Origin of the sequence: Mesotoga infera, from assembly GCA_011045915.1 — a bacterium.
In the GTDB taxonomy this organism is placed as follows: Bacteria; Thermotogota; Thermotogae; order Petrotogales; family Kosmotogaceae; genus Mesotoga; species Mesotoga infera_D.
In genome coordinates, this window is the sequence record DSBT01000169.1 from 1 (window position 1) to 23339 (window position 23339).

The following is a 23339-nucleotide window of genomic DNA, read 5'->3' on the forward strand; positions in this document are numbered from 1 at the left end:
TCGAAGGACGGGTTCATGCTCTTGGACGAAGGACCAAGGACGGCTCTTTGCAGCGATCAGCGGGCTTTTGTTCTTAAGCGTGCAGCGGCTCTTTCGAAGGACGGTCCATGATCCGGGACGATGGGAGGAAGGTTTCTTAACACGACGCATGTGAGGTTCTCAGAACTGCCAAGAACCGTCAAGTCGATTGTCACCTTCTGAAGTCCCTCGCCAAGTTATCCACCTGAACTGAGAATGATTTCGGCAAGGCAAATAAATGGGAGGTCCATAGATGAAAGTACTTGGACTAGTTGTGGAATACAATCCCTTTCATAATGGCCATTTTTATCATCTTTCACATTCGAAAGAGATTGTGAAACCTGATGTCACCGTGGCCGTTATGAGCGGCAATTTTGTTCAGCGAGGAGAGCCTGCAATTGTTGAGAAGTTTGCAAGGGCAGAAGCAGCTCTGGAGCAAGGTGTCGACCTGGTTCTCGAATTGCCGGTAGTGTATTCCTTGCAGGACGCCGGAGGGTTCGCAACGGGATCAATATGGACGCTTGACCATGTGGGAGCAACAGATGTCGTTTTCGGAAGCGAGACAGACGATATCGACCTGATGAAGGCCGTGTCCAAAGTTCTGATCAAAGAACCCGAACACTATCAAGATCTCTTGAAGAAACATCTTAAGACAGGTCATTCATTTCCTAATGCCCGAAAGTATGCCCTGAGAGACTTTATACATTCTGAAAATGCGGCTCTTTCACACCGAATAGAAGAGATAGGTTCATCCAACAACATCCTGGGTGTGGAATACTTGAGAGCAATTCAAGAGATAAAGAGCAAGATGATTCCCCACTCAATGAGGAGAGTCGGAGCTTCTTATGCTGATGAAGAGCATCGAGGAGAATTTTCTTCCGCAACGGCAATTAGAAGGCTGATTCAGAGAGGCGATATCGAGAGCGCTTCTCAAGCGATGCCTAAGCGATCCCTTGACATTATCCTTCGGGAAATCAGGGCCGGAAGAGGTCCCGTCTTCAAAGAGGATGTTGAATCCTTCTTCATTTCCTTTTTCAGGCTCTTGTCAAGAGAGGATTATTGCAGATATTATGGGTTCGTCGAAGGTTTAGACGCGAGATTTCAAGAGTGTTCCATGGAAGGTAGTCTTGAAAGGTTTCTCCACTGCGTAAAATCGAAGCGATTCACCCTATCTAGAATCAGACGGCTTATGTACTATCCCATTTTTGGATTTACCGATGATCTATTAAGAAAGAGCAATGAACTCGGCCCTCAATACATTCGAATACTGGGCTTCAATGAAAAGGGAAGAAATCATCTCTCGAACATCAAGCATTCAACGAAGATCCCGATCATAACCACGGCTTCTTTATGGAGAAAAGTAGTAGACAAGTCTATCAAAGATGAAATGAAGATAGATGTTGACTTGCTTAAGGCACAGCTGAAGAGTGATTTCAAAGCCGTCAGATTTTACTCGAGTCTCTACAAGTATCCCGAAAGCAGAGCAAGAGGCTCTGACCTATTATCACAAATCGTTTATCACAGGCAGGAGCGGTAGTCGATGCTAATCCAGGTCGCGATCTCGAATTCGCCTCTATACGATACATACACTTACGAGACTGATAAAACCTTAGAACCTGGTGAGAGGGTCGAAGTCAATTTCGCCGGACGCAACGCTATCGGTTATGTTGTATCTCTGGAAGGTAAGACGGGGAAGTACAGAATCAAGAGTATCAACAAGAAAGTAGATGAACGTTCCTTCCTTTCATCAGAGGATATTAAGCTTGCAGAATTTGTGATGAAGGACTATCTTGCTCCTCCAGGAAAAGTATTCGACCTTTTCTTCCCGCCCGGAAAACTTCTGGCTGTCGACGAATTCATCGTGCCCATTTCCGAAAGCTTTGAACTTTCCCCAACTAAGAAGGACAAGTTCGTCAAAGAATTCGGTGAAGAGAAGCTCAAGGAACTTCTGGCTTCACGAGAAGTCAAGATCATGCACAGCTTCGAAAGGAAGACTCCAAAAAAGCGCAAGACGAGACGAGTATCGCTGGCAAAGAAAACCGGACTGCTGAATGAAGATCTAACGCCCTTGTGGCAGACCATAGTTGACTATCTGCTTTCTGTTGAATCAGAGGAAATCTCCGCGCTTGAAAAGAAACTTGAGTTGAGAAGCAGAAGCCCGATCGAAACACTAATTTCTAAGGGGATACTAACCACCGAGGAATGTGAGGAAGACGATTCTCATTGGGTAATCCCAGCGGTAGAGAAACTAAACGGAAGCCAAAGAGAGGTCTATAGAGAAATAATGGAGAGAGAATCAAAGGCTTTTCTCCTTCACGGATTAACCGGTACGGGAAAAACAGAGGTCTATTTCAAAGTCATGGAATACTGGCTAAACAGAGGTCGACAGATCCTTTACCTCGTTCCAGAAGTTTCGTTGACACCCCAGCTCCTTGCAAGAATAAGAGGTGCCTTTCCGGGGAGAGATGTAAGACAATACCACAGTTACATGCCGAGAAACCAGCGGCAGAGGATTTGGTTGGATGCCGTGGAGCAGAATGTCGATATTCTTGTCGGTACAAGGAGTTCACTCTGGGTGCCCATGAAGAACACGGGTTTGATTGTGGTTGATGAAGAGCATGATTCCAGTTTCTACCAACAGAGTCTCCCTTATTATGATGGGGTTGAAGCTGCCTTAAGAAAGGCAGAGTTGCTTGATATCCCTATCATTCTTGGGTCTGCAACACCAAGAGTTGGACACTATCACCTGGTTGAATCTGACAGACTGTCTCTGCTTCGTCTAACAGAAAGACCTGTCGGGTCGTTTCCCACAATCGAGATAATCGATATGAAAGAAGAGAAGAACCTAATAATCAGTAAAAGGGCACTGGCAGAAATCAGACAAACCATCTCTTTAGGAAAGCAAGTCTTTGTTTTTGTCCATAGAAAAGGATATTCGAATTACGTGGTCTGTTATACATGCGGAAACACAGTTAGCTGTCCTCATTGTTCGGTGTCCATGACCTATCACAAAGCAGATAATTCCCTCAAGTGCCATTACTGTGGCTACAGAGAACCCGTACCGAAGTCTTGTCCCGTTTGCGGCTCAATGACCCTCTCTGCCAGGGGCTTCGGCACAGAGAGAGTGGAACATGATCTGCAAAAGTATTTCCCTTCCGCAAGAATCATGAGAATGGATAGAGAGACGATAGACAATCCCATTTCATATGAAAAGGCATTACTCGAAATCTCACGAAAGGAATGTCAGATAATCGTTGGAACCAAGATGATAACCAAAGGCCTTGACTTTCCCGACGTTGAGATGGTACTGATTGTTGACGCCGACAGATTGATGAGTTTCCCAAGCTATGATAGTCCCGAAACCGCTTTTCAGCATATTTCCCAGGTCAGCGGAAGATCCGGCAGGGCAAGCATAGGAAAGGCATTCATTCAGAGCTTCAATCCAAACAACAGAATAATGAAAGCTGCCTTCGAAAGAGATTATGAAGCATTCTATATGGATGAAATAGCTCTCCGAAAAGAGTTGAACAACCCACCTTTCAGCAAAATTGCGGAAGTGGTATGTTACGGAGAGACTGAGGACGAGAGCGGGCTGTTGGCCGAAAAGATCGCAGAACAAATAAGAGAAGTGAGAATCGATTCGATCGAGGTATTCGGCCCCATTGCTCCGCTTCTTTCAAAGCTCAAGAACTCCTACAGAATGAAAATTACAGTGAAGCTTCCGCCGGACGCAAACTACGAATTTCTCCTGAAGATACAGAAGAAACATCCCGCCGATATCCAGATAATCATCAATGGCATCGGCGGAATGGTGTAGATCATAAACCTCTCTTCAGTTCTCCAGGGAAGAAACAGGACACGAAATGCCCTCCACCTACGTCCTGAAGCTTGGGTTCTTCCTTTGAGCAAACGTCCTTCGCTATCGGACATCTCGGATGGAATCTACAGCCAGAGGGTGGGTTTATTGGGCTGGGAACGTCCCCTTCGAGAAGTATTCTTTGTTTCTTCTTTTCAGGGTTAGCCTCGGGAATTGCAGACATCAAAGAAACTGTGTAAGGATGAAGCGGGTTATCGAAGAGCTTCTTCTTGTCTGATAGCTCGGCGATCTTTCCAAGATACATTACTGCAACGCGCTTACTGACATGCTTCACGACACCAAGATCGTGTGCAATAAACAGGTATGTAAGTCCGAACTCCTTTTGAAGATCACTTAGAAGATTGAGAATCTGAGCTTGAATCGACACGTCAAGGGCAGAAACGGCTTCATCGCAGACGATGAGTCTCGGATTAAGAATGAGGGCTCTTGCGACACCTATTCTCTGTCTTTGGCCTCCGCTAAACTCGTGAGGAAATCTCGACATGTGATCTTTTGAAAGACCGACTTTGGTCATAATGTCGGCTACCTTATCCATTACGTCTCTGCCTGTAGCGAGTCCGTGAATTCTTGCACCCTCGCCGATAATATTCTTTACTCTCATTCTCGGGTTCAATGAAGAAAATGGATCCTGAAAGATAATCTGAGCATCTCTTCTGAATGCCTTTCTCTTGTCTTCCCTGTCTCCCAGAAGACTCTTCATGAACTCACTCCTGTCTTCATTGAACTCTTTGAAATACTTCTCAGCCATACTCTTATCGAACTCATCTTCAATAGAGCTGAGGGCGCCCTCAACCGTCCCTGTCTTTGCTTTCAAATCGACGAATTTATCAATATACGTACTTTTCAGGTACTTTCTTGCCTTCAAAGCCGGCATGAAGAAATGCGTCGTATCTTCGTCTCCAACGATTATTCTTCCCGAAGTCGGCTCATATAATCTTAGAACAGTCATACCGGCTGTGGTCTTGCCGCACCCAGATTCGCCGACCAGTCCGAGTGTCTCCTTTTCATAGATATCGAAACTGACGTCGTCTACGGCCTTAACCTGCGCAACGACTCTTCTGAAGACTCCAGCTTTTACTGGAAAATACTTCACGAGTTCATCTGCTCTCAGGAGCAACTTGCTTTCGTTCGGAATGCTCATGCGCTCTCACCTGCCCTCGATACTTTGATCGTTTCAATGAGCTTATCTATATGCCAGCAGGCAGCAGTGTGTTCGTTCTCTATCTCTACAAGCGGCGGCTCTTCCTTTCGGCACTTATCTGTAGCGAGAGGGCATCTCGTGTTGAACCTGCATCCATCGGGGAAATCCAGAGGGTCGGGAACGACACCGGGAATGTTGTAGAGAACCTCTTTATCTTCATCCAGCTTCGGTATCGCATTCATAAGCCCCCATGTATAAGGGTGGCGAGGATTCTTGAAAAGAGTGTGCACATCGGCATATTCAACAACCTTTCCGGCGTACATCACTACGACTCTCTGGGCCATCTCCGCAATGACTCCCAGGTCATGAGTGATCATTACTAAAGCCATACCATACTGATCTTGAAGAGACTTCATGAGCTCAAGTATCTGTGCCTGTATTGTTACATCCAGAGCAGTCGTGGGTTCATCTGCGAAAAGCAGTTTGGGGTTACAGGAGAGCGACATCGCTATCATAGCTCTCTGACGCATCCCCCCAGAGAGTTCGTGGGGATATTCATCGATCCGCTTTTCAGGTTCGGGAATTCCAACCTTCTTAAGCATGTCTATTGCAATCTCCCGGGCCTTCTTTTCGTCAACATCCTGATGAAGCAAGATAGCTTCCATTATCTGGAATCCTATCGTGAAAACCGGATTCAGAGCCGTCATGGGTTCCTGAAAAATCATAGCCATATCGTTTCCCCTGATCTTCATCATCTTGGATTCAGGAATTGCCAAGACATCTTCGCCGTCAAACGATATCTTGCCACCCGCTATCTCTCCCTTTTCATCAAGAAGTCTCATTATAGAAAGAGATGTGACGCTCTTTCCACAGCCAGATTCGCCGACGATTCCAAGCGTTTCACCTGGGAAGACCTCGAAGGTTACCCCATCAACGGCCTTCACAACCCCATCTTCTGTATGGAAATACGTTCTTAAGTCTTCTACCTGCAACAGTGCTTTCTTCTCATCCATGACTCAAACCCCCTCAGCTTCTCATTCTCGGGTCGAAGATATCTCTAAGTGCATCTCCGACAAGGTTCCATGCAAGAACGAAGAGCACCATGGCAGTACCGGGGAAGACAATTGCGAACCATGATTGGTCAAGCATCGTCATCCAGTTCCTAGAGAAAGACAGTATCGTTCCCCAGTCAGCATAGCCAGGCTCTGCTCCAACTCCCAAAAAGCTCAGTCCTGCTGCAGTGATAACATAAGAACCGATTCTCATCGACATCTGAACGACAACCGGGAAAATCGTATTTGGAAGAATATGTTTGATAATAATTACCCAGTCCTTCTGTCCAAGAGCTTTTGCTGCGAGAACATATTGCTCTTCTCTCGCTTGAAGGATATTTCCCCTAATAAGACGGGCAGTACTCATCCAACCGAAGATGATCAGAGCAATAATTACTTTGTCCAAACCCTTGCCAAGAATCGTTGTCATAACCATTGCAGCAACCAGGAAGGGAATCGACAAGAATATATCCGTTATCCTCATGAGGATTTCGTCGACCCACCCACCGAAGTACGCTGAGATTGAACCAACAATCACACCGATGAGGGCAGCGAAACTGGTAATAATCAAACCCAGCCTGAAAGCCGTTCGTGTTCCCCAGATTACACCGTAGAACACATCTCTCCCACCGATCACCCCAAACGGGTGTTCGGCTGAAGGAGCAATCGGTTTCGACGACCAAGAGGCTCTTGGAATCTGATAGTTGTCTCCCATCTCATTAACTCCGGCGATCTGAGGGGCGAAGATCGCGATGACTATGAAGAATAACAGGAGACAGGTTCCCAGAACGGCTGTCCCATTCGTCCAGTATTTCTTCATTACTTTCCTGAACTCACTCTTTCTCTTTTCTGGCATCTGCACCTTCCCCCTTACTCTAGCCTGATTCTTGGGTCAACGAGAGCGTAAGAAACATCGACGACCAGGTTTCCAACAACCATAATGAAGGAGAAGAACAGAGCTCCACCAATTATCGACCAGTAATCTAAAAGGCTCGCAGCGTCCGCGAGAAATCTCCCCATTCCCACACGCGAGAAAATCGTCTCAACAAACACTGTTCCTCCGAGCAAGCCCATCACCGATCCTCCGGCAACGGTTATAACGGGAATCATGGCATTCCGCTTAGCGTGCTTCTTTATGACTATTCTCTCAGGCACGCCTTTTGCTCGCGCCGTTCGGATATAGTCCTTTCTGAGAACTTCAAGCATACTTGAACGAGTAATTCTGAGCAAATAAGCCCACCACAAATAAGCAAGAGTCAGAACAGGGAGAATAATATGTCTCAAAGCGTCAACAAATATATCAAGTCTGCCGTTAAGAAGCGCATCTATTGTCGGCATGTTCGTTATGGTCTTCCATTCCGCGGTCCTCATGACCAAATCAAACTGAGTACTGACCATCCCGGGTGGAAACCAACCAAGAATAGAGTAAAAGACAAGAAGCAGCAAGAGGCCAAAAACAAAATCAGGGAGAGACCAACCCACAAGCGCGAAGACCCTTATGAACTGGTCGGAAAACTTGTTCTGATTGACTGCCGAGATCACTCCCAACCATATGGCAACTAGAACTACCGGGACAATTGCATAGATTGTCAACTCCAGTGTATACGGGAATCGCTCAAGCATCGATGGGAGTACTCCTTTTTTCCCAACCATTGAGTATCCAAAATCACCCTGGATAATATTGCCCAGCCATTTCAGATATTGAACAGGCATAGGTTCATCCAATCCATACTTCTTAATGAGTCTCTCAGCTGCATCGGGTGTTTTCAATGCTTCCGGACTCTTCACATAGGATGCAAGTAACCTGTCTGGACCGAGCGCCCAGATCATTGTGAAGATAATCAAAGTAACACCAATCATTATTAATGGAAGCAAAAGGAGCCTTCTGATTATGTAGGCAGTCACCTGAGTATCACCCCTCTTTCATCAAAACAAAGACAGTAGTCTATTATAATCCATATCTCCAGTCAAAAAAAGAGCCGGGTAAGAAAACCCCGGCTCTTTTCGGGATACATCAATTACTGATTCTTAGAAAGCTGGTAGTAGTAGAATCCTGATCTTACTAGATGAGGATGCCACCCTTCAACCCAAGGTGCCCTTACGTTAAGACCCGTCGGCATAAAGAGAGGAATACCAACGGCGGCTTCAATAACCTTTTCCTGAACGCTTCTATAGAGATTGAATCGCTCTTCGTTATCGACAGATACTGCCGCAGCGCTTATTTCGGCATCAACATTTTCAGCTGCCCATTCCTGGAAAGGTTCGCCCTGTCTTGAAGCATAAACTCCATAGCTTGCGTAGTAAGTAGCTATGAAATTGTGCGGGTCAGGATAGTCTGCAAGCCAGCCAATCGTGAACAAAGGCAGGAATCCATTTCTCTGGGCCGCAAGGTAGGTTGGCCACTGAACTCCGAGAGGCTCTACCTTGAACTTCGGGTTGATGGAGTTGACAAAGTAGGAAAGCATCTCTGCTATAGTCTGCCTTGCATCATTTCCTGTATTGTACAGTATCTGAAGCTTGAAACCCTTATCCCAGACTTCTCCGCCCCACGCCTGCTTGAACTCGGCAGCGGCCTTTGCAAGATTGAATTCTGGAAGAGGAAGAGTTTCATCATATCCAAGGAAGCCTTTGGGGAGATCTGATGGAACGAGCTCTCCAAGACCATTCAGGACTTCATCTACGAATGTTGCTCCGTCATAGCAGAAAGAGAAAGCTCTTCTAACATGAATGTCTGAGAAGAAGTCTCTTGGAACGCCATTCCCATCAAGCTTTCCGCTGCCAAGATACTCACTGCCTTCAGCAACTAGCCAGTTAAAGTGAAGAGACGTGATGGCTGCAGTCGGATAGCCCTGCGTAACAACTGCTTTACCTTCACCGACAAGTGCCTCTGCCTGATCCAGATAAGGAGCTCCAAAGTATGCAATATCGGCATCTCCGGCTTCGAAAATCGCCTTTCTCGTGGAGAATTCATCAACGCCCCAAATAACGACATTCTTTATCGCAGCCGGGCCTGCCCAGTACTCGTCAAACCTTTCGAGAACTACCTTCTGCTGAGCTGAGTCCCATTCAACAAGCTTGAATGGTCCTGAGCCTGCATCCGCGTTATGGAATGGACTCTCCTGGGGTTCGAGATCATGCCACTTCCACCAACCGTCTGCTTTGCCGTCCCACGCACCGTTTTCGATTCCCCACTTGGAGTCGGTAATGGCTGCCCAAGAACCAAAGTGAGCTATTGTGTTCATAAAAGGTCCCCAAGGAGCATCAAGAGTAAAAATAACACTATTACCTTCAATCTTGACCTTCGGGCTTACAACTTCCTCATAGAAGGAAATCAGTTTCTGTCTCGCCTCTTCAGAAACAACGTTTCTGTCAGCATCGACTGCTTCTGAATAAGGCATTCCAGCGTAGTCTTCAAACCAACCCTCTACGCTTGCAAAAGAACCGGCGGTAAGTGCCTCGATAATCATCCACTGAGGTCCTCCTGACGGATCGCCAAGTATGTATCTCTCGAATGAGTATTCCACGTCTGCCGGAGTCAGCACATTACCAGTATGGAACTTGACGCCTTCTCTGATTGGGAAGGTGAATACTGTTCCTTCTGGATTTACAAGACCGTTTTCGACACTAGGAACTTCGGTCGAAACCATCGGCAGATAGTCCGTGACTGATTCACCGTCATACTGGATTAGGTTCTCATAAAGGTTAAGAATAACCTCTCCACTTGCAGTGTCATATGAGTGAAGCGGATCAAGAGTCTCCGGTTCACCAATAGTGAGATTCACGAACGTTTCTGGGTCGCTTGCAAACGCAGTGAACGCTAAGAAAAGCATAGTAAGTGTTACCAGTAAAATCTTTTTCACTAATGTTGCCCCCTTTCAAAATAAAGATGAGTGTGATAGTACAATTATAATCTATGGAGCCTATAAATTCAAAATGCCGTTAACCTGTACGTATTATTTCGTAATCCAAATCAACTTCGCGAACTCTTGTATTGACAACGCTCTTAAGACGATGGTAGAATCAATCTTGTTCGGGTGCGTAGCTCAGTGGAAGAGCGCTTCCTTGACGAGGAAGAGGCCGTAGGTTCAATCCCTACCGCACCCACCAGAGGGGAGAGATTGTCTCTCCCTATATTTTTTCTAGAGTCTTAAGTATCAACTTACTCATATCGCTTCCTGCCCTCTTAGCCATTTCAAGGACTTCCTCGGCTGTAAGAGGCTTCAAATCCTCGGGAACGGCTTTGTCCGATATCGCAGAAAGGCCGAGCACCCTGATACCTGCGTGACGTGCCACTACAACTTCCGGCACGGTCGACATACCCACAGCATCTGCGCCGAATCTTCTCATCATCCTTAGCTCAGCAGGAGTCTCGAAATTTGGCCCGGCCACACCGACGTAAACTCCTTCATAGACACCTATACCAAGCTCTTTGGCAGAAATAAGCGCCTTGTCCAACAGATCCCTGTCTATGGGCTCGCTCATATCCGGGAAGCGTGGACCCCATTCATCGACATTTTGACCTATCAGAGGATTGTCACCCATGAAGTTGATGAGGTCTTTTATCAGCATGACTCTCCCTACCTCGAAATCAGGGTTCAGACCGCCCGAAGCATTGGTTATCAGAAGTACTTCTACGCCCAATTCCTGCATTATCCTTATTGGGAAGGTCACAGTTTTCATGGAGTACCCTTCGTAAAAATGAAAACGTCCATTCATAAGCATCACATTGTGGTGGAGGGCATTCCCGAAAGTTAGCTCGCCCTTATGACCGGGGGCAGTTGACAACGGGAAGCCGGGAATCTCATCGTAAGGAATTGATACCGCGTTTTCAAGACTATTAGATACATCTCCAAGTCCACTGCCTAGAATCACAGCAACTTTTGGCTTCAGCTCAACTTCCTTTTCAATGAAACGAGCAGCTCTCTTTACGTTTTCAACATATTCCCTGAGCTCTTCTTGAAGTGCAGAAATACTCATGCTCGTCCTCCTTATAAATCATATACTTTATTATATCAAAACGTCAAACAGCTTGCTGGAACTATGCTATAATCTCACTGAATTAGTCCTGATTAGCTGAATTTCGAGAGGAGAGATCTGATGAGGTTTTCACAGCTTTATGCTCCAACATTAAGAGATGCTCCAGCCGATGCCGACCTAGTAAGTATTAAACTTCTTGTCAGAGGCGGATTTGTCAGAAAAGTTGCCGCCGGTATCTACTCATTCCTTCCGCTTGGTCTCCGGGTTCTCAAGAAGATTGAAGAGATCGTTCGTCAAGAAATGAACGCGATCGGTTCTCAAGAGATCCTGATGCCAATCATACAGCCGGCAGAATTGTGGCACGAGACGGGCAGATGGGACGACTATGGCCCCGAAATGATGAGAATGCAGGACAGGCACGAGAGGTTCTTCACTCTCGGCCCGACCCATGAAGAGATTATCACTCATTTGCTGAGGAATGAACTGAAATCCTACAAGCAGCTTCCCGTATCTCTCTACCAGATTGCAATGAAATACAGGGATGAGATTCGTCCAAGATTCGGCCTCATGAGATCAAGAGAGTTCCTGATGAAGGACGCCTACAGTTTTCACGATTCATGGCCTTCTCTCGATGAAACATATAGACAGTTTTATGGAGCGTACAGCAGGATTTTGGAGAGAATTGGACTCGAATTCCTGGTTGTAGAAGCCGATTCTGGAGCAATAGGCGGAAATGAATCTCATGAATTCAACGTGCTTGCTGATTACGGAGAATCGACTTTGCTCTACTGCGACTGTGGCTACGCTGCTTCAGATGAGAAGGCGGAGTACCTATTGAAGGAAGAGGTCCAGGAAAGGAAAACCTCAGATCTGCAGCTGGTTCCCACACCACATTCCAGAACTGTGGAGGAAGTGGCTCACTGCCTGAGCGTAACTCCAAAGGACATCGTGAAATCGCTCATTTATAAAGGCAGAAAAGGGTATTATATGGCCCTAATTCGTGGAAACGAAGAGCTCAACGAATCGAAGCTCAAGGCCGCCATTGAAGATCAGACTCTTGCCATGGCGACCCCTCAGGAAGTACTGGATCTGCTAGGGGTACCGATTGGTTTCGTTGGCCCGATTGGACTTCCCAAGAACGTTTCAATAATAGCCGACCACACAATCAAAGGTTTAAATAGCGCCGTCTGCGGAGCTTTGAAGGAAGGATACCATTACTTCGGCGTTCTTCCGGGCCGTGATTTCGAGATAGACTCCTGGCATGATTTAAAAATGGTGACAGAGGGAGATCCGTGTCCCAGGTGCGGAATCCCGATGAAGTCGGCGAAAGGCATAGAGGTGGGACACATCTTCAAGCTTGGGACCAAGTATTCGGAGAAAATGAACGGGTATGTTACCGATGATCAGGGTAATAGTATTCATTATATTATGGGCTGTTATGGCTGGGGAGTGTCAAGAACTATTAGTGCCGTGATTGAGCAATTGTACGACGAAAATGGAATAATATGGCCTCTGTCTGTCGCTCCGTTTGAAATCATAATAACTGCCGTAAATGCTAAGGATCCCGATGTCCAGAAGAAATCCGAGGAAATCTATGAGCTTCTTATTGAGCAGGGCTACGATGTTCTCCTTGACGACAGAGAGATCTCTCCTGGAATGAAGTTCAAGGATGCAGACCTCATCGGGATTCCCATACGAATCACTCTGGGAAAGAAACTTCAGCAGGGCATTGTTGAGGTCAAAGCCAGAACTGTAAAGAAACCCCTTGAAGTAAATATCCAGGAAGGATTAGACCTTCTTCTAGAGGAGATAAAGAAAGAGTTGTCAGTTTATAAACCGGTTAGCATATTGGGGAACGAATGATGGGTGTCTTTTCTAAATTAAAAGATAGCCTGAAGAAAACAAGAGAAGGTTTCTTCAGGAGAGTGAAGAAGCTCCTCTCTCTCGAAACGCTTGATGAAGATTCTATTGAAGAAATAGAGGAGCTACTTATACTGTCAGATATGGGCTCCGAAACTGTAGAAGAGGTAATTGAAGCTCTGAGAGAAAGAACCGAGAAAGGTAGAGAGCCCGTAGAGGTACTGAAGGAAGTGCTGATAGAAATCCTTGACATACCATTTGAAGTTCCACAAGCAAAACCGTACGTGGTCTCTGTGGTAGGTGTAAACGGCACCGGAAAGACCACGACAATAGGAAAGCTTTCAAAGCTCTACTCCATGAGCGGAAAGCAGGTTGTCCTTGCTGCATGCGATACTTTCAGAGCCGCTGCCGTTGAACAGCTGAGAATCTGGAGTGAGAGGGCGAATGTTGATTTCATAAACCAGGGACAGGGTGCCGACTCGGCCGCCGTTGCTTTCGATGCGATAAGTCATGCGGTGAGCAAAGGGAAAGATATCGTCATAATCGACACTGCGGGGAGATTGCATACTCGAAGCAATCTGATGGAAGAACTGAAGAAAGTGCATAGAGTGATCGGAAAGGCATCACCCGGAGCTCCGAGTGAAGTTTTGCTTGTTCTGGATGCCACTACTGGTCAGAATGGCCTGGTGCAAGCAAAGAAATTCAAAGAGGCTGTTGACGTAACCGGTATTGTTTTGACTAAACTCGATGGCACGGCAAAGGGAGGAATAATCTTTGCAATCGTCAAGGAACTCGGAATACCGGTGAGATACATTGGCGTCGGAGAGAGGGAAGACGACTTGAAGCCCTTTGACAGCAGGGAATTCGTGAACGCTCTTCTATCTTCCGGGGAAGAGAGTTCAGAGGAGGTTTGAAATGGGTTTTACGCTGAAGAGCAGTTACGCGCTAAGAGCGCTCTATAAGATGGCAAAGTCGGCCCGTGAAGGAAAGGAAAAGCTCTCGCTTGTGGAGATCGTTCAGGGCAATGAGATCCCAAGAGACTTCCTGGAGAAGATCTTCGGAGAGTTGAGGCAGGCTGGAATAATTAAGGCAGTGAGAGGCAGATACGGAGGATACTGTTTGGCAAGACCGGCCAATGAGATTCTTTTGAGAGACGTGATACTCAAACTCGACCGACCAATGAACTCGTATGCCTGTCTTCAGCAGAACGGCAAGTGCCTTGAAGATCCCAACTGCACCGTAAAGTATGTATGGTTTAGACTATATAACGCAATGATGAGGGAATTGGGTTCCATGACGCTTGAAGATCTTCTCATCTATGGCGACAAGATTAGCGAGACTCCCCCGGGGTCCTATAGAATATCTGAGAACCCTGAGTAACAGACTATGAAAGGAGGGGCGCCTGTCTCCAAATGATCGGAGTGCCTCGGCGCTATTTGAAGATGAAAGCCGTTTATCCCGGTTCTTTCGATCCCATAACGTATGGACACATAGATTTAGTCGAAAGGTGTAGCGAAATCTTCGACGAAGTTGTTGTACTGGTTATGGAAAACGTTAACAAAAGACACTTCTTCAATCATGAAGAAAGAATTGGCATGGTTAGAAGGGGCGTGTCTCATCTAGGAAACGTTACGATCACAACTCACAGCGGTCTGCTCGTGGATTTTGCCAGAGAAAACGATGTTAAGGTAGTCATTCGTGGTCTTAGGGCTGTATCTGATTTTGAGCTGGAACTTCAGATGGCCCACGCGAACAAAGCAATGCTTCCCGAACTCGAGACCCTCTTTCTCATGACTGAGACCACAAACTCCTTCATATCTTCGTCAATGGTAAGGGAGATTGCTGCGTTCGGGGGAGATATTTCAAAGTGGGTTCCTCCCTGCGTACGAGAAGAGTTCAGAAAGAAACTCGGAAGATGACTTAACATCACGGAAATTAATATCGGCTCAACTGAGTTATAATTTTCCTTGGAGTTTTATTGGAGGAGGACATAAAAGATGGCAAATATTACCAGCGATATGGTAAAAAAGCTCCGTGGTGCCACTCAAGCAGGCATGATGGATTGTAAAAGAGCACTAGTCGAAACAGATGGTGATTTCGACCAGGCAAAGGACTATCTGAGAAAGAAGGGCATACTCAAGGCAGATAAGGTTTCGGGAAGAGAGACGGCCGAGGGACTCGTTTACTCTTATATTCATCACAATGGCAAGCTCGGCGTGCTACTAGAGCTTAACTGCGTAACAGACTTTGTGGCAAGAATGGAGGAGTTCAAAGAACTTGCCCACAAGATAGCCCTTCAGCTGGCCGCGATGGGAGCACGATTCATCTCCCGCGAACACGTGCCTCAGGAGGTAATCGATAAGGAAAAGGAAATATATGCCGAACAGATGAAAGACAGCGGCAAGCCTGCAAACATAATCGAAAGAATCGTAGAAAGCAAGCTTGAAAGCTTCTATAAAGATAACTGCCTGCTAGAGCAGGAATACGTATTCGAGAGTGAGAAAACGATCAACGATCTCCTTGTTGAGTTGATTGCCAAGACAGGTGAGAATATTAGGGTCAGCAGATTCGCCCGCTGGCAAGTAGGGGAGTCAGAAAACTGAGTTAGGAAGGTGAGCCCGGTGCTCACCTTTTTTATTGGAGGTGCTTATGTATAGGAGAGTACTCTTGAAACTCAGCGGCGAGGTCTTGAGCGGAGAAGGTGCGAGAGGTTTTGATTCAGAAAGAACTGCCTTTCTTGTCGAAGAGCTCCGGCCTGTAGTTGAAAAGGGGATTCAGCTTGCGATAGTTATCGGAGCGGGCAATATTACAAGGGGCCGCGAGCTTTCCGAAATGAGAAGCTCGAGAGCCGACGAACTGGGGATTCTGGGCACAATAATGAATTCACTCTACCTGAAGGAATCTCTCTGCATGAATGGATTTGAAGCGATTGCGATTTCTTCGGTTGCTGGAATTCCATCTCTTCTCGAGCACAGGTACGATACAATAGAAGACGCCCTTAATACAGGAAAGATTGTAGTATTTGGCGGGGGCACATACCTTCCGTTCTTCACAACTGACACGGCCGCGGCAGTAAGGGCGGTAGAAATCGGTGCTGACGTTCTCATTAAGGGCACAAAGGTTGACGGAGTATATGATAAGGACCCGAAAACTAATGAAGAAGCCAGAAGAATTGAGAGAACAACATTTTCCGAAGCGATCAAGAGCAGATTCGAAATCATGGATATAGAAGCCTTTTCTATCTGTCAGAGGTACGGCCTGCCAGTCAGAGTTATCGATTTCTTTAGCAAGGGTAACCTATTCGATGCTATAATTGGCGGGAAAACAGGTACGGTAGTTTTACCTGATTAGTGGAGGTGGAAGAATGTACGCACAGATTGTTGATCTAGTAGCTAGGGAGGTTCTGGATTCTCGGGGAACTCCGACGGTTGAAGCCGAAGTCTGGCTGGATGATGGAGGCCACGGAAGAGCGATAGTCCCTTCGGGTGCATCAACAGGCAAGTTTGAGGCCCTTGAGCTCAGAGACGGAGATAAGAAGAGATACCTCGGGAAGGGAACGCTGAAGGCAGTTGAAAATATAAACGAAATAATCGCCCCGGAGATTATCGGAATGAATGGTTTTGACCAGACGGCTCTCGACGCGGCTCTTCTCGAACTCGACGGAACCGAGAACAAAGACAAACTTGGAGCGAACGCCATTCTTGCAGTCTCGATGGCAGTTGCAAGAGCTGCAGCCGACAGTATCGACACGCCGCTGTACAAGTATCTTGGCGGAGTCAATTCCAAGACTCTCCCTGTCCCATTCATGAACATCGTAAATGGCGGCAAACATGCCGACAATAACCTTGATATCCAGGAGTTCATGATAGTTCCTGCAGGGTTCAACCATTTCAAGGATGCCCTCAGAGCTGGCGTCGAGATCTTCCACAATCTGAAGAAGATACTTAAGGATAACGGTCACGTGACGGCTGTGGGCGATGAAGGTGGCTTTGCGCCTAGTTTTGTGAATAACGAAGCTGCGCTGAAATACATAATCAACGCAATTGACGCGGCCGGCTACAAAGCTGGCGAAGAGATAATGATAGCTCTCGACTGCGCAGCAAATGAATTCTACAGTGAAGAAAGAGGTCTATACAGTGTCGACGGAAATGAACTGACACCTGATCAGCTCATTGAATACTATTCAAATCTTACGAAGAGATATCCAATAATCTCGATTGAAGATCCCTTTGCCGAAGAGGACTGGGAAAACTTTGCAAAGTTCACGAGAGAAATTGGAGACACTATTCAGATTGTTGGAGACGACCTTTTCGTGACAAACATCAAGCGACTGGAGCGAGGAGTGGAAGAGAAAGCCTCCAATTCAATCCTAATAAAGCTGAATCAAATAGGATCGGTTACAGAGACGCTTGACACAATCGAATATGCTCAGAAGCACAGAATGACCTGTGTAATTTCCCACAGATCCGGAGAGACCGAAGATACTTTCATATCTCATCTTGCCGTAGCCGCTAACACCGGAATGATAAAGACCGGTTCTGCATCCAGGACGGACAGGATTGCCAAATACAACGAACTTTTGAGAATCGAAGAGGAACTTGGAGAACAGGCCGAGTTCAAAGGAACGGCCTCTTTCTATAATCTTTAAGTAAGCTTCATTTTTACGCGGAACCATAATGGTTCCGCGTTTTAATTGGAGGCAGAGCAATGTTGCTGGACATAATTGGGCCTGCAATTGTTGGACCATCTAGTTCTCACACAGCGGGAATGGCAAGGCTCGGAAGAGCTTTTCGATCGCTGTTTTCTGGAGTGCCAAATGAAGTTAGATTCACTTTGAATTCCCCCCTCTTTGCAACTTTTAGAGGCCACGGAACTGACAGGGCACTCATAGGCGGGATAATGGGAATAAAAGAAGCAGATCCAAAGCTGAGAGAGTCTTTCCGGATAGCCAAAGAAAAGGGCATATATTTCACATTCGAGGAAGAAGATATGGGAGATCTCCATCCAAATACTGTTAGGATAAACGGGAGTACTGGAGAGCTATTTCTTAGTATGACCGGTGCTTCTATTGGCGGTGGTTCGATAAGGATCACTTCGATAAATGATTTTGATACAGACGTCTCTGGCAAATACCCTTCCTTCGTAATCTTGAACTCTGACATCCCTGGGGCACTCTCCCAGATAGTAGGAGAGATCTCTTCAAGCGATATGAACATCAGCAATCTCTTCCTTTCAAGGGTTGACCCTTTCAGAAGAGAGGCCCTTTGCGTCGTTGAACTCGATAATGAACCAGACGAAAGCTTGCTTAGTGCGATCAAAAGGCTGCAGGTAGTCAAGAAAGTATCCTATCTTGAAAGGCTGGATTCGTCGATATGATAATGAAGTTCGAAGATCTTGTGAAGACTGCAAGGGACACAGAGACGGCGCTGCATAAAGTGGTGTCTGACTGGTACATGATGAACACCGGAAATGATCCCAAAGTTGCCGAAGAAACCTCCAGAGGATTAGTGAGAGAAATGTTGAGTTCCTACCAGAGCAGATTGGAAAAACCGGAGAAATCGCTGACGGGATGGGTTGGAGATAATGATGCAAAGGCAAGAAGGCATATGCCCGAATTTCTTAGTCCGCTGGTTTTTTCGGGAGTAAGCATTGCTCTTTCGATGTCAGAACACAACGCAAGCATGGGAAAGATAGTTGCTTGCCCTACCGCAGGTGCCTGCGGGGTCGTTCCGGGAGCACTGCTCTCACTTCATATGAATCTGGGTATTGATCTTGACACCCTTGGGAATGCTTTGCTCGTTTCCGGAGCAGTTGGAGAAAGGATCAAGAGAAGGGCTTCCATTTCCGGAGCAATGTCTGGTTGTCAGGCAGAAGTGGGAACTGCCACTGCGATGGCCTCTGTAGCAATAATCTATGCAACACACCCCGAAGAATACGATGCGCTGGAAAACGCTCCGGCGCTTGCACTTAAATCTTTAATGGGTCTTGTCTGTGACCCCGTGGGCGGCTTCGTCGAGATCCCCTGTGTAAAGAGAAATGCTTTCGGAGTATCGATCGCCTTCACGGCAGCGGAGCTTGCCCTTGCCGGCATAAAGTCAGCTATCCCCTTTGAGGAAGTGGCAGACTCGCTTGGAAGAGTTGGAAGAAGATTGCCCGAAGAACTCAAAGAAACAGCCAGGGGTGGAATAGCAATAACTCAAACCGCCAAAAAGATGGTAGCCGATTTTCTCGGTGGAGTTGACAAGAAGGACTGATCGGTTTAGAATTGCCTTGCCCTATTCTCGGTTTGTGGCGCAGCCCATTCCTGGATAGAGGATTATATTAGGAGGCAGATACATGGAAGTCAACAGACAAGAATTGGTAAAGGAATTCCAGATCCACGAAAACGACTCCGGTTCAACCGAAGTACAGATTGCAATATTGACTGCGAGAATCAGGCATCTTACCGAGCATCTTAAGAAGCATCCAAAGGATTTTCATACTAGAAGAGGACTTCTAAAACTTGTCGGAAGACGAAGAAAGATGTTGAGATACATAAAGACCAAGAAGCCTGAAGTATATCTTGAACTGATAAGCAAACTCGGGCTGAGAGGTTGATAGAGTAGAAATCGCCTGGAGCGGGGTACCGCTCCTTTTTTGCGTGGATTTCACACAGCTGATATAATTGGTTATTTGATGAATTGAAAAAAGAGGTGTTATTGTGAGTTACAAGAGATGGGAAAGGGAATTCTTCGGCCAGAAACTCGTTATAGAAAACGGGAAGATGGCCAAACAGGCTGATGGAGCTGTACTGCTTAAATATGCCGATTCAGTCTTGCTTACTACAGTAAATGGAAATGAGAAAGCAATGCCCGGAACTGACTTTCTACCGTTAACTGTTGAATATCAGGAGAAGTTCTATGCCGCCGGAAAGATTCCGGGGGGGTTTCTAAAAAGAGAGAGTAGACCTAGTGACAACGCGGTTCTCTCTGCGAGAATTATTGACAGGCCTATCCGACCTCTCTTTCCTGATGGAATGAGAAACGAGATCCAGGTTATCATAACCGTTCTCTCGGCCGATCCTGATAATCCACCCGACATTTGGGGAATAACGGGCTCTTCACTTGCACTGAATATTTCGCCTATTCCCTTCGAAGGAATCGTTGCGGGAGTTCAGGTGGGGTACGTTGATGGAGAATACGTTATCTTTCCTTCCGCGGAAGAACTTGAGAGATCCGAACTCGATATAGTAGTAGCGGGGACCGAGAACGCAGTTGCTATGGTTGAAGGAGAGGCAAAAGAAGTCTCCGAGGAAGTTATGGTTGGAGCTTTGGAAGCTGCTCATGAAGCGATTAAGTCTCTTGTGGCCTTTCAGAAGGAAATCATAAGCGAGTTCGCAATAGAAAAGTGGGAAGCAGAAATCCCTGTCGCTCCCGAAGGCTTCCTCGAACCATTCAATGCAATGGTGGACAGAGATAAGCTTGCTGAGATTATGCTGACTCAAGGCAAGAAAAACAAAGATAAAGCTCTCAAAGCATATAGAGACGAGCTGATCGAGCTCTTCACTGAGAAGGCAAAGGAAACTTGGTCAGAAGAAGAGATCGAAGCGAATACTGGTTTTGTGAAAGATCTCTTTCACGACATAGAGAAAGAAGTTATGCGAAAGAGGGTAATCGAAGACGATGTGAGGATGGATGGAAGAAAGCACGACGAGATTCGCCCGATCAACATCGAACTGGACCTTCTTCCCAGAGCCCACGGATCCGCTCTCTTTACGCGAGGAGAGACTCAGAGTCTTGGCATAGTAACTCTCGGCGCAACAATGGATGAGCAGATTGTCGATACAATGTTTGAGGAAGGTTCAAAATCATTTATGCTCCATTACAACTTCCCTCCTTTCAGTACTGGGGAAGTCAAAAGACTGAGAGGCCCCGGTCGCAGGGAGATAGGACACGGACATCTTGCCGAGAGATCACTAAAGAACATCGTTCCCAAAGGTGAGTCTTTCCCGTACACTATCAGAGTAGTCTCCGAGGTTTTGGAATCAAATGGGTCCTCTTCTATGGCGACTGTTTGCTCCGGATCATTGGCTCTTATGGCTGCCGGTGTCCCGATGGAAAAACATGTCGCGGGCGTTGCAATGGGTATGATCCAGGAACCTCAGAAGACTGTCGTTTTGACTGATATTCTTGGAAACGAAGATCACATGGGTGATATGGATTTCAAGGTAACAGGAACGCGTGATGGGATCACTGCCTTCCAGATGGATGTCAAAGTCGCGGGTGTATCCAGCGAAATAATGACAAAGGCGCTTGAACAGGCAAAAACCGCCAGACTCAAGATTCTTGAACTTATGTACAAAGCTGTTCCTGCACCGAGAGAATACGTCTCCGATTACGCACCAATTATCAGGACCATCAATCTTCCATATGAGAAGATCGGAGAAATCATAGGCCCCGGAGGAAAGGTCATCAAGAGGCTTTCAAGCGACTACGACTCGACAATCTTCATCGATGACGAAAAGTCTCAGGCTAAGATCGTCGGAAGCAACAGAGAGAAGCTTGATCAGCTTGAAAAGGTAATAGATGCCATAATTTCCGAAGTTAAGCCGGGACAGCTCTTTGAAGGAAAGATTACCAGGGCCGAGGCATATGGCTTCTTTGTAGAGATCGCGCCTGGGAAGACGGGCCTTCTTCACATCTCCAAGATGGGCGCAAATGGTAAGGAGTTCTTGAAAGCAAATAAGGTCGGAGACATGATTGCTGTCGAAATTTCCGGAACAGATCAGATGGGCAAGATCGGTCTCAAGCTCGAAGGCGTGGAAGTGACTGAAGAAAAGAGAAGAGACAATAGAAAACCCTTTCCAAGAAACGACAGAAATCGAGGAGATAGAAATAGAAAGTAGGTAGTGATGAATAATCAATATATTGAGCTGCCAAACGGTGCAGTAATCATTGGCGAGCGAAAGCAGGAGACAAGAACCGTTTCGATGGCTTTCGCGATGAAGGTAGGTTCCGCTGATGAAGATGATGCCATCAGCGGAGTTTCCCATTTCATAGAACATGCTCTATTCAAGGGAACTCTCAAAAGAAACGCATTCGAAATCAAGGAACCGATAGAGAGAATAGGTGGTAGTCTCAACGCATACACCGGGAGAGTCTCTACAGTATATTACGCAAAGGTCCCAGATACATATTCTCTAGAAGCTATGGAGATCCTCTTTGATCTGATCACCTCGCCCCGTTTCGATGAACCGTCCCTGGATCTCGAAAGAGGCGTAATTCTCGAGGAGATAGCCTCTGCCGAGGACGACCCATACGACAGAATATACGACATGACTATTGAGAAAGTATGGGATAGGGATTTCGGGAGACCTATTCTCGGTTATCACAATACCGTACAAGGTCTGCAGAGAACTAATGTAGCCGACTTCTACGGTCACAAATATGTGGCAAATAATGCCGTTTTCGCTGTCTCTGGGAATTACGGGGCAGACTTACTGAAAAACACTACAGAAAAACTCCTCTCGATGAAGAAAAATGAGTCCACAATCACCCCGAAATCTCCGGTGATTTCGAAAGAGCCCTTGTGGATCGTAGAAAAACGAAAAGACCTCCAGCAAGTTCATATACTTCTGACAAGGGACGCGCCGGGTAGAAGGCACAAAGATGACTTCGATGCATTCAAGATTTTCAACACTCTTTTCGGAAGTGGAATGAGTTCCATACTCTTTCACAACATTCGAGAAGAACTTGGAATGGTATACAATATCAACTCGGAATTCGTTTCATATGCAGATTCCGGCGCATTCATGATAAATGCCACTACGAGCCCAAAGAATCTCGACAACCTGGTAGGTTCTTTGAAAAAGGAAATGGACACCCTTATCCAGTGTGGAGTAACTGAGGCCCAGTTCACTTATGGAAAGGAAAGGGCTCGAGGAAAGCTGTTGATGTCTACCGAGGGAACATTGATGACGCTCAGCAGATTCCTGGATGATGTGGTCATTTGCGGAAAACCTGATTCTCTGGAAGATTTGATAACCAGAATAGACCGTCTTACGATTGATGATGTGAATGCTTCGATCAAGAAGTATATTGCTGGCAAATGGAATGTCTCCCTCCTTCTCCCTGAAAAGAAGCAGCAGTCAACATTCCTTTCAGAAGAGAGCTTTGAGATTTGAGCCAATCCGCATGAATTCACTATAAGAAGGAGTTAGAGGAAACGAACCTGTAACTTGACAATGGGAAGGGGTACTGGTAGTATAGGAATTGCTGACGCGAAGTTAGCGTTAGCGGGAAAGGCGAGCGAAGAAGAAGGGTCATTGAAAAATGGATAGCAATCCAGCGAGTTTCAAAAAAATGAGTCATGGATGGAGGGTTTGATCCTGGCTCAGGGTGAACGCTGGCGGCGTGCTTGACACATGCAAGTCGAA

Annotated in this window: 20 protein-coding genes, 1 tRNA gene and 1 rRNA gene; 16 read left to right on the top strand and 6 right to left on the bottom strand. The window is 46.4% G+C overall.

From position 1 onward, the window contains the following. The first annotated feature begins 271 nt into the window (after positions 1-271). Both ENN47_05935 and priA read left to right on the top strand, forming a co-directional pair. Positions 272-1555 (top strand): nucleotidyltransferase, encoded by a 1284-nt coding sequence (locus ENN47_05935; protein HDP77712.1) that lies wholly within the window; start codon positions 272-274, stop codon positions 1553-1555. A gap of 3 nt (positions 1556-1558) precedes the next feature. After that, positions 1559-3835, top strand: coding sequence for a primosomal protein N' (gene priA / locus ENN47_05940; protein ID HDP77713.1), 2277 nt, complete (start codon positions 1559-1561; stop codon positions 3833-3835). A 1-nt stretch (position 3836) separates the two neighbouring features. On the opposite strand, the gene ENN47_05945 is transcribed toward priA, so the two are convergent. The 5 genes from ENN47_05945 to ENN47_05965 all read right to left on the bottom strand — a co-directional run bounded on the left by ENN47_05945 (position 3837) and on the right by ENN47_05965 (position 9948). Next, on the bottom strand, positions 3837-5036 hold the full coding sequence (locus ENN47_05945; GenBank protein HDP77714.1) for an ATP-binding cassette domain-containing protein: 1200 nt from the start codon (positions 5034-5036) through the stop codon (positions 3837-3839). Then, the gene (locus ENN47_05950) at positions 5033-6049 is read right to left on the bottom strand and encodes an ABC transporter ATP-binding protein (protein ID HDP77715.1); all 1017 of its coding nucleotides are present in this window, start codon (positions 6047-6049) and stop codon (positions 5033-5035) included. Before ENN47_05950 ends, ENN47_05945 begins: the two co-directional genes overlap by 4 nt. Positions 6050-6062: 13 nt before the next feature. Beyond that, on the bottom strand, positions 6063-6944 hold the full coding sequence (locus ENN47_05955) for an ABC transporter permease (GenBank protein HDP77716.1): 882 nt from the start codon (positions 6942-6944) through the stop codon (positions 6063-6065). Between the two features lie 14 nt (positions 6945-6958). Beyond that, the gene (locus ENN47_05960; GenBank protein HDP77717.1) at positions 6959-7993 is read right to left on the bottom strand and encodes an ABC transporter permease; all 1035 of its coding nucleotides are present in this window, start codon (positions 7991-7993) and stop codon (positions 6959-6961) included. Between the two features lie 113 nt (positions 7994-8106). Further along, positions 8107-9948 carry an ABC transporter substrate-binding protein gene (locus tag ENN47_05965; protein HDP77718.1) on the bottom strand — a complete coding sequence of 614 codons (1842 nt, stop codon included), beginning with the start codon at positions 9946-9948 and terminating at the stop codon, positions 8107-8109. Between the two features lie 172 nt (positions 9949-10120). Here ENN47_05965 and ENN47_05970 point away from each other — a divergent pair. Beyond that, positions 10121-10195 (top strand) — tRNA-Val (locus tag ENN47_05970). Between the two features lie 21 nt (positions 10196-10216). Here ENN47_05970 and ENN47_05975 read toward each other — a convergent pair. Then, positions 10217-11065 carry a purine-nucleoside phosphorylase gene (locus ENN47_05975; GenBank protein ID HDP77719.1) on the bottom strand — a complete coding sequence of 283 codons (849 nt, stop codon included), beginning with the start codon at positions 11063-11065 and terminating at the stop codon, positions 10217-10219. Between the two features lie 120 nt (positions 11066-11185). Between ENN47_05975 and ENN47_05980 the strand changes: the two genes are divergently transcribed. The 13 genes from ENN47_05980 to ENN47_06040 all read left to right on the top strand — a co-directional run. Further along, positions 11186-12928: a proline--tRNA ligase gene (locus tag ENN47_05980; protein HDP77720.1), complete on the top strand. Its 1743-nt coding sequence runs from the start codon at positions 11186-11188 to the stop codon at positions 12926-12928. After that, positions 12928-13839, top strand: a complete 912-nt coding sequence (gene ftsY, locus ENN47_05985) for a signal recognition particle-docking protein FtsY (protein HDP77721.1) — start codon at positions 12928-12930, stop codon at positions 13837-13839. Before ENN47_05980 ends, ftsY begins: the two co-directional genes overlap by 1 nt. Position 13840: 1 nt before the next feature. Continuing rightward, complete coding sequence (locus ENN47_05990; GenBank protein ID HDP77722.1) at positions 13841-14305, top strand: Rrf2 family transcriptional regulator; 465 nt, start codon at positions 13841-13843, stop codon at positions 14303-14305. A gap of 62 nt (positions 14306-14367) precedes the next feature. Next, positions 14368-14844 (top strand): pantetheine-phosphate adenylyltransferase, encoded by a 477-nt coding sequence (locus ENN47_05995; GenBank protein HDP77723.1) that lies wholly within the window; start codon positions 14368-14370, stop codon positions 14842-14844. A 78-nt stretch (positions 14845-14922) separates the two neighbouring features. After that, positions 14923-15528: a translation elongation factor Ts gene (gene tsf / locus ENN47_06000; GenBank protein HDP77724.1), complete on the top strand. Its 606-nt coding sequence runs from the start codon at positions 14923-14925 to the stop codon at positions 15526-15528. A 46-nt stretch (positions 15529-15574) separates the two neighbouring features. Continuing rightward, the gene (locus ENN47_06005; protein HDP77725.1) at positions 15575-16276 is read left to right on the top strand and encodes a UMP kinase; all 702 of its coding nucleotides are present in this window, start codon (positions 15575-15577) and stop codon (positions 16274-16276) included. A 13-nt stretch (positions 16277-16289) separates the two neighbouring features. Next, positions 16290-17573, top strand: a complete 1284-nt coding sequence (locus ENN47_06010; protein HDP77726.1) for a phosphopyruvate hydratase — start codon at positions 16290-16292, stop codon at positions 17571-17573. 59 nt (positions 17574-17632) lie between these two features. Then, positions 17633-18301: an L-serine ammonia-lyase, iron-sulfur-dependent, subunit beta gene (sdaAB, locus tag ENN47_06015; GenBank protein ID HDP77727.1), complete on the top strand. Its 669-nt coding sequence runs from the start codon at positions 17633-17635 to the stop codon at positions 18299-18301. Further along, positions 18298-19179: a serine deaminase gene (locus tag ENN47_06020; GenBank protein ID HDP77728.1), complete on the top strand. Its 882-nt coding sequence runs from the start codon at positions 18298-18300 to the stop codon at positions 19177-19179. The genes sdaAB and ENN47_06020 overlap by 4 nt, the downstream gene beginning before the upstream one ends. Before the next feature lie 82 nt (positions 19180-19261). Then, positions 19262-19522, top strand: coding sequence for a 30S ribosomal protein S15 (rpsO, locus tag ENN47_06025; GenBank protein ID HDP77729.1), 261 nt, complete (start codon positions 19262-19264; stop codon positions 19520-19522). Positions 19523-19625: 103 nt separating this feature from the next. Next, positions 19626-21809 carry a polyribonucleotide nucleotidyltransferase gene (locus tag ENN47_06030; protein ID HDP77730.1) on the top strand — a complete coding sequence of 728 codons (2184 nt, stop codon included), beginning with the start codon at positions 19626-19628 and terminating at the stop codon, positions 21807-21809. A 6-nt stretch (positions 21810-21815) separates the two neighbouring features. Further along, on the top strand, positions 21816-23087 hold the full coding sequence (locus tag ENN47_06035) for an insulinase family protein (protein ID HDP77731.1): 1272 nt from the start codon (positions 21816-21818) through the stop codon (positions 23085-23087). Between the two features lie 186 nt (positions 23088-23273). Then, positions 23274-23339 (top strand): 16S ribosomal RNA (locus ENN47_06040); the annotation flags it as partial.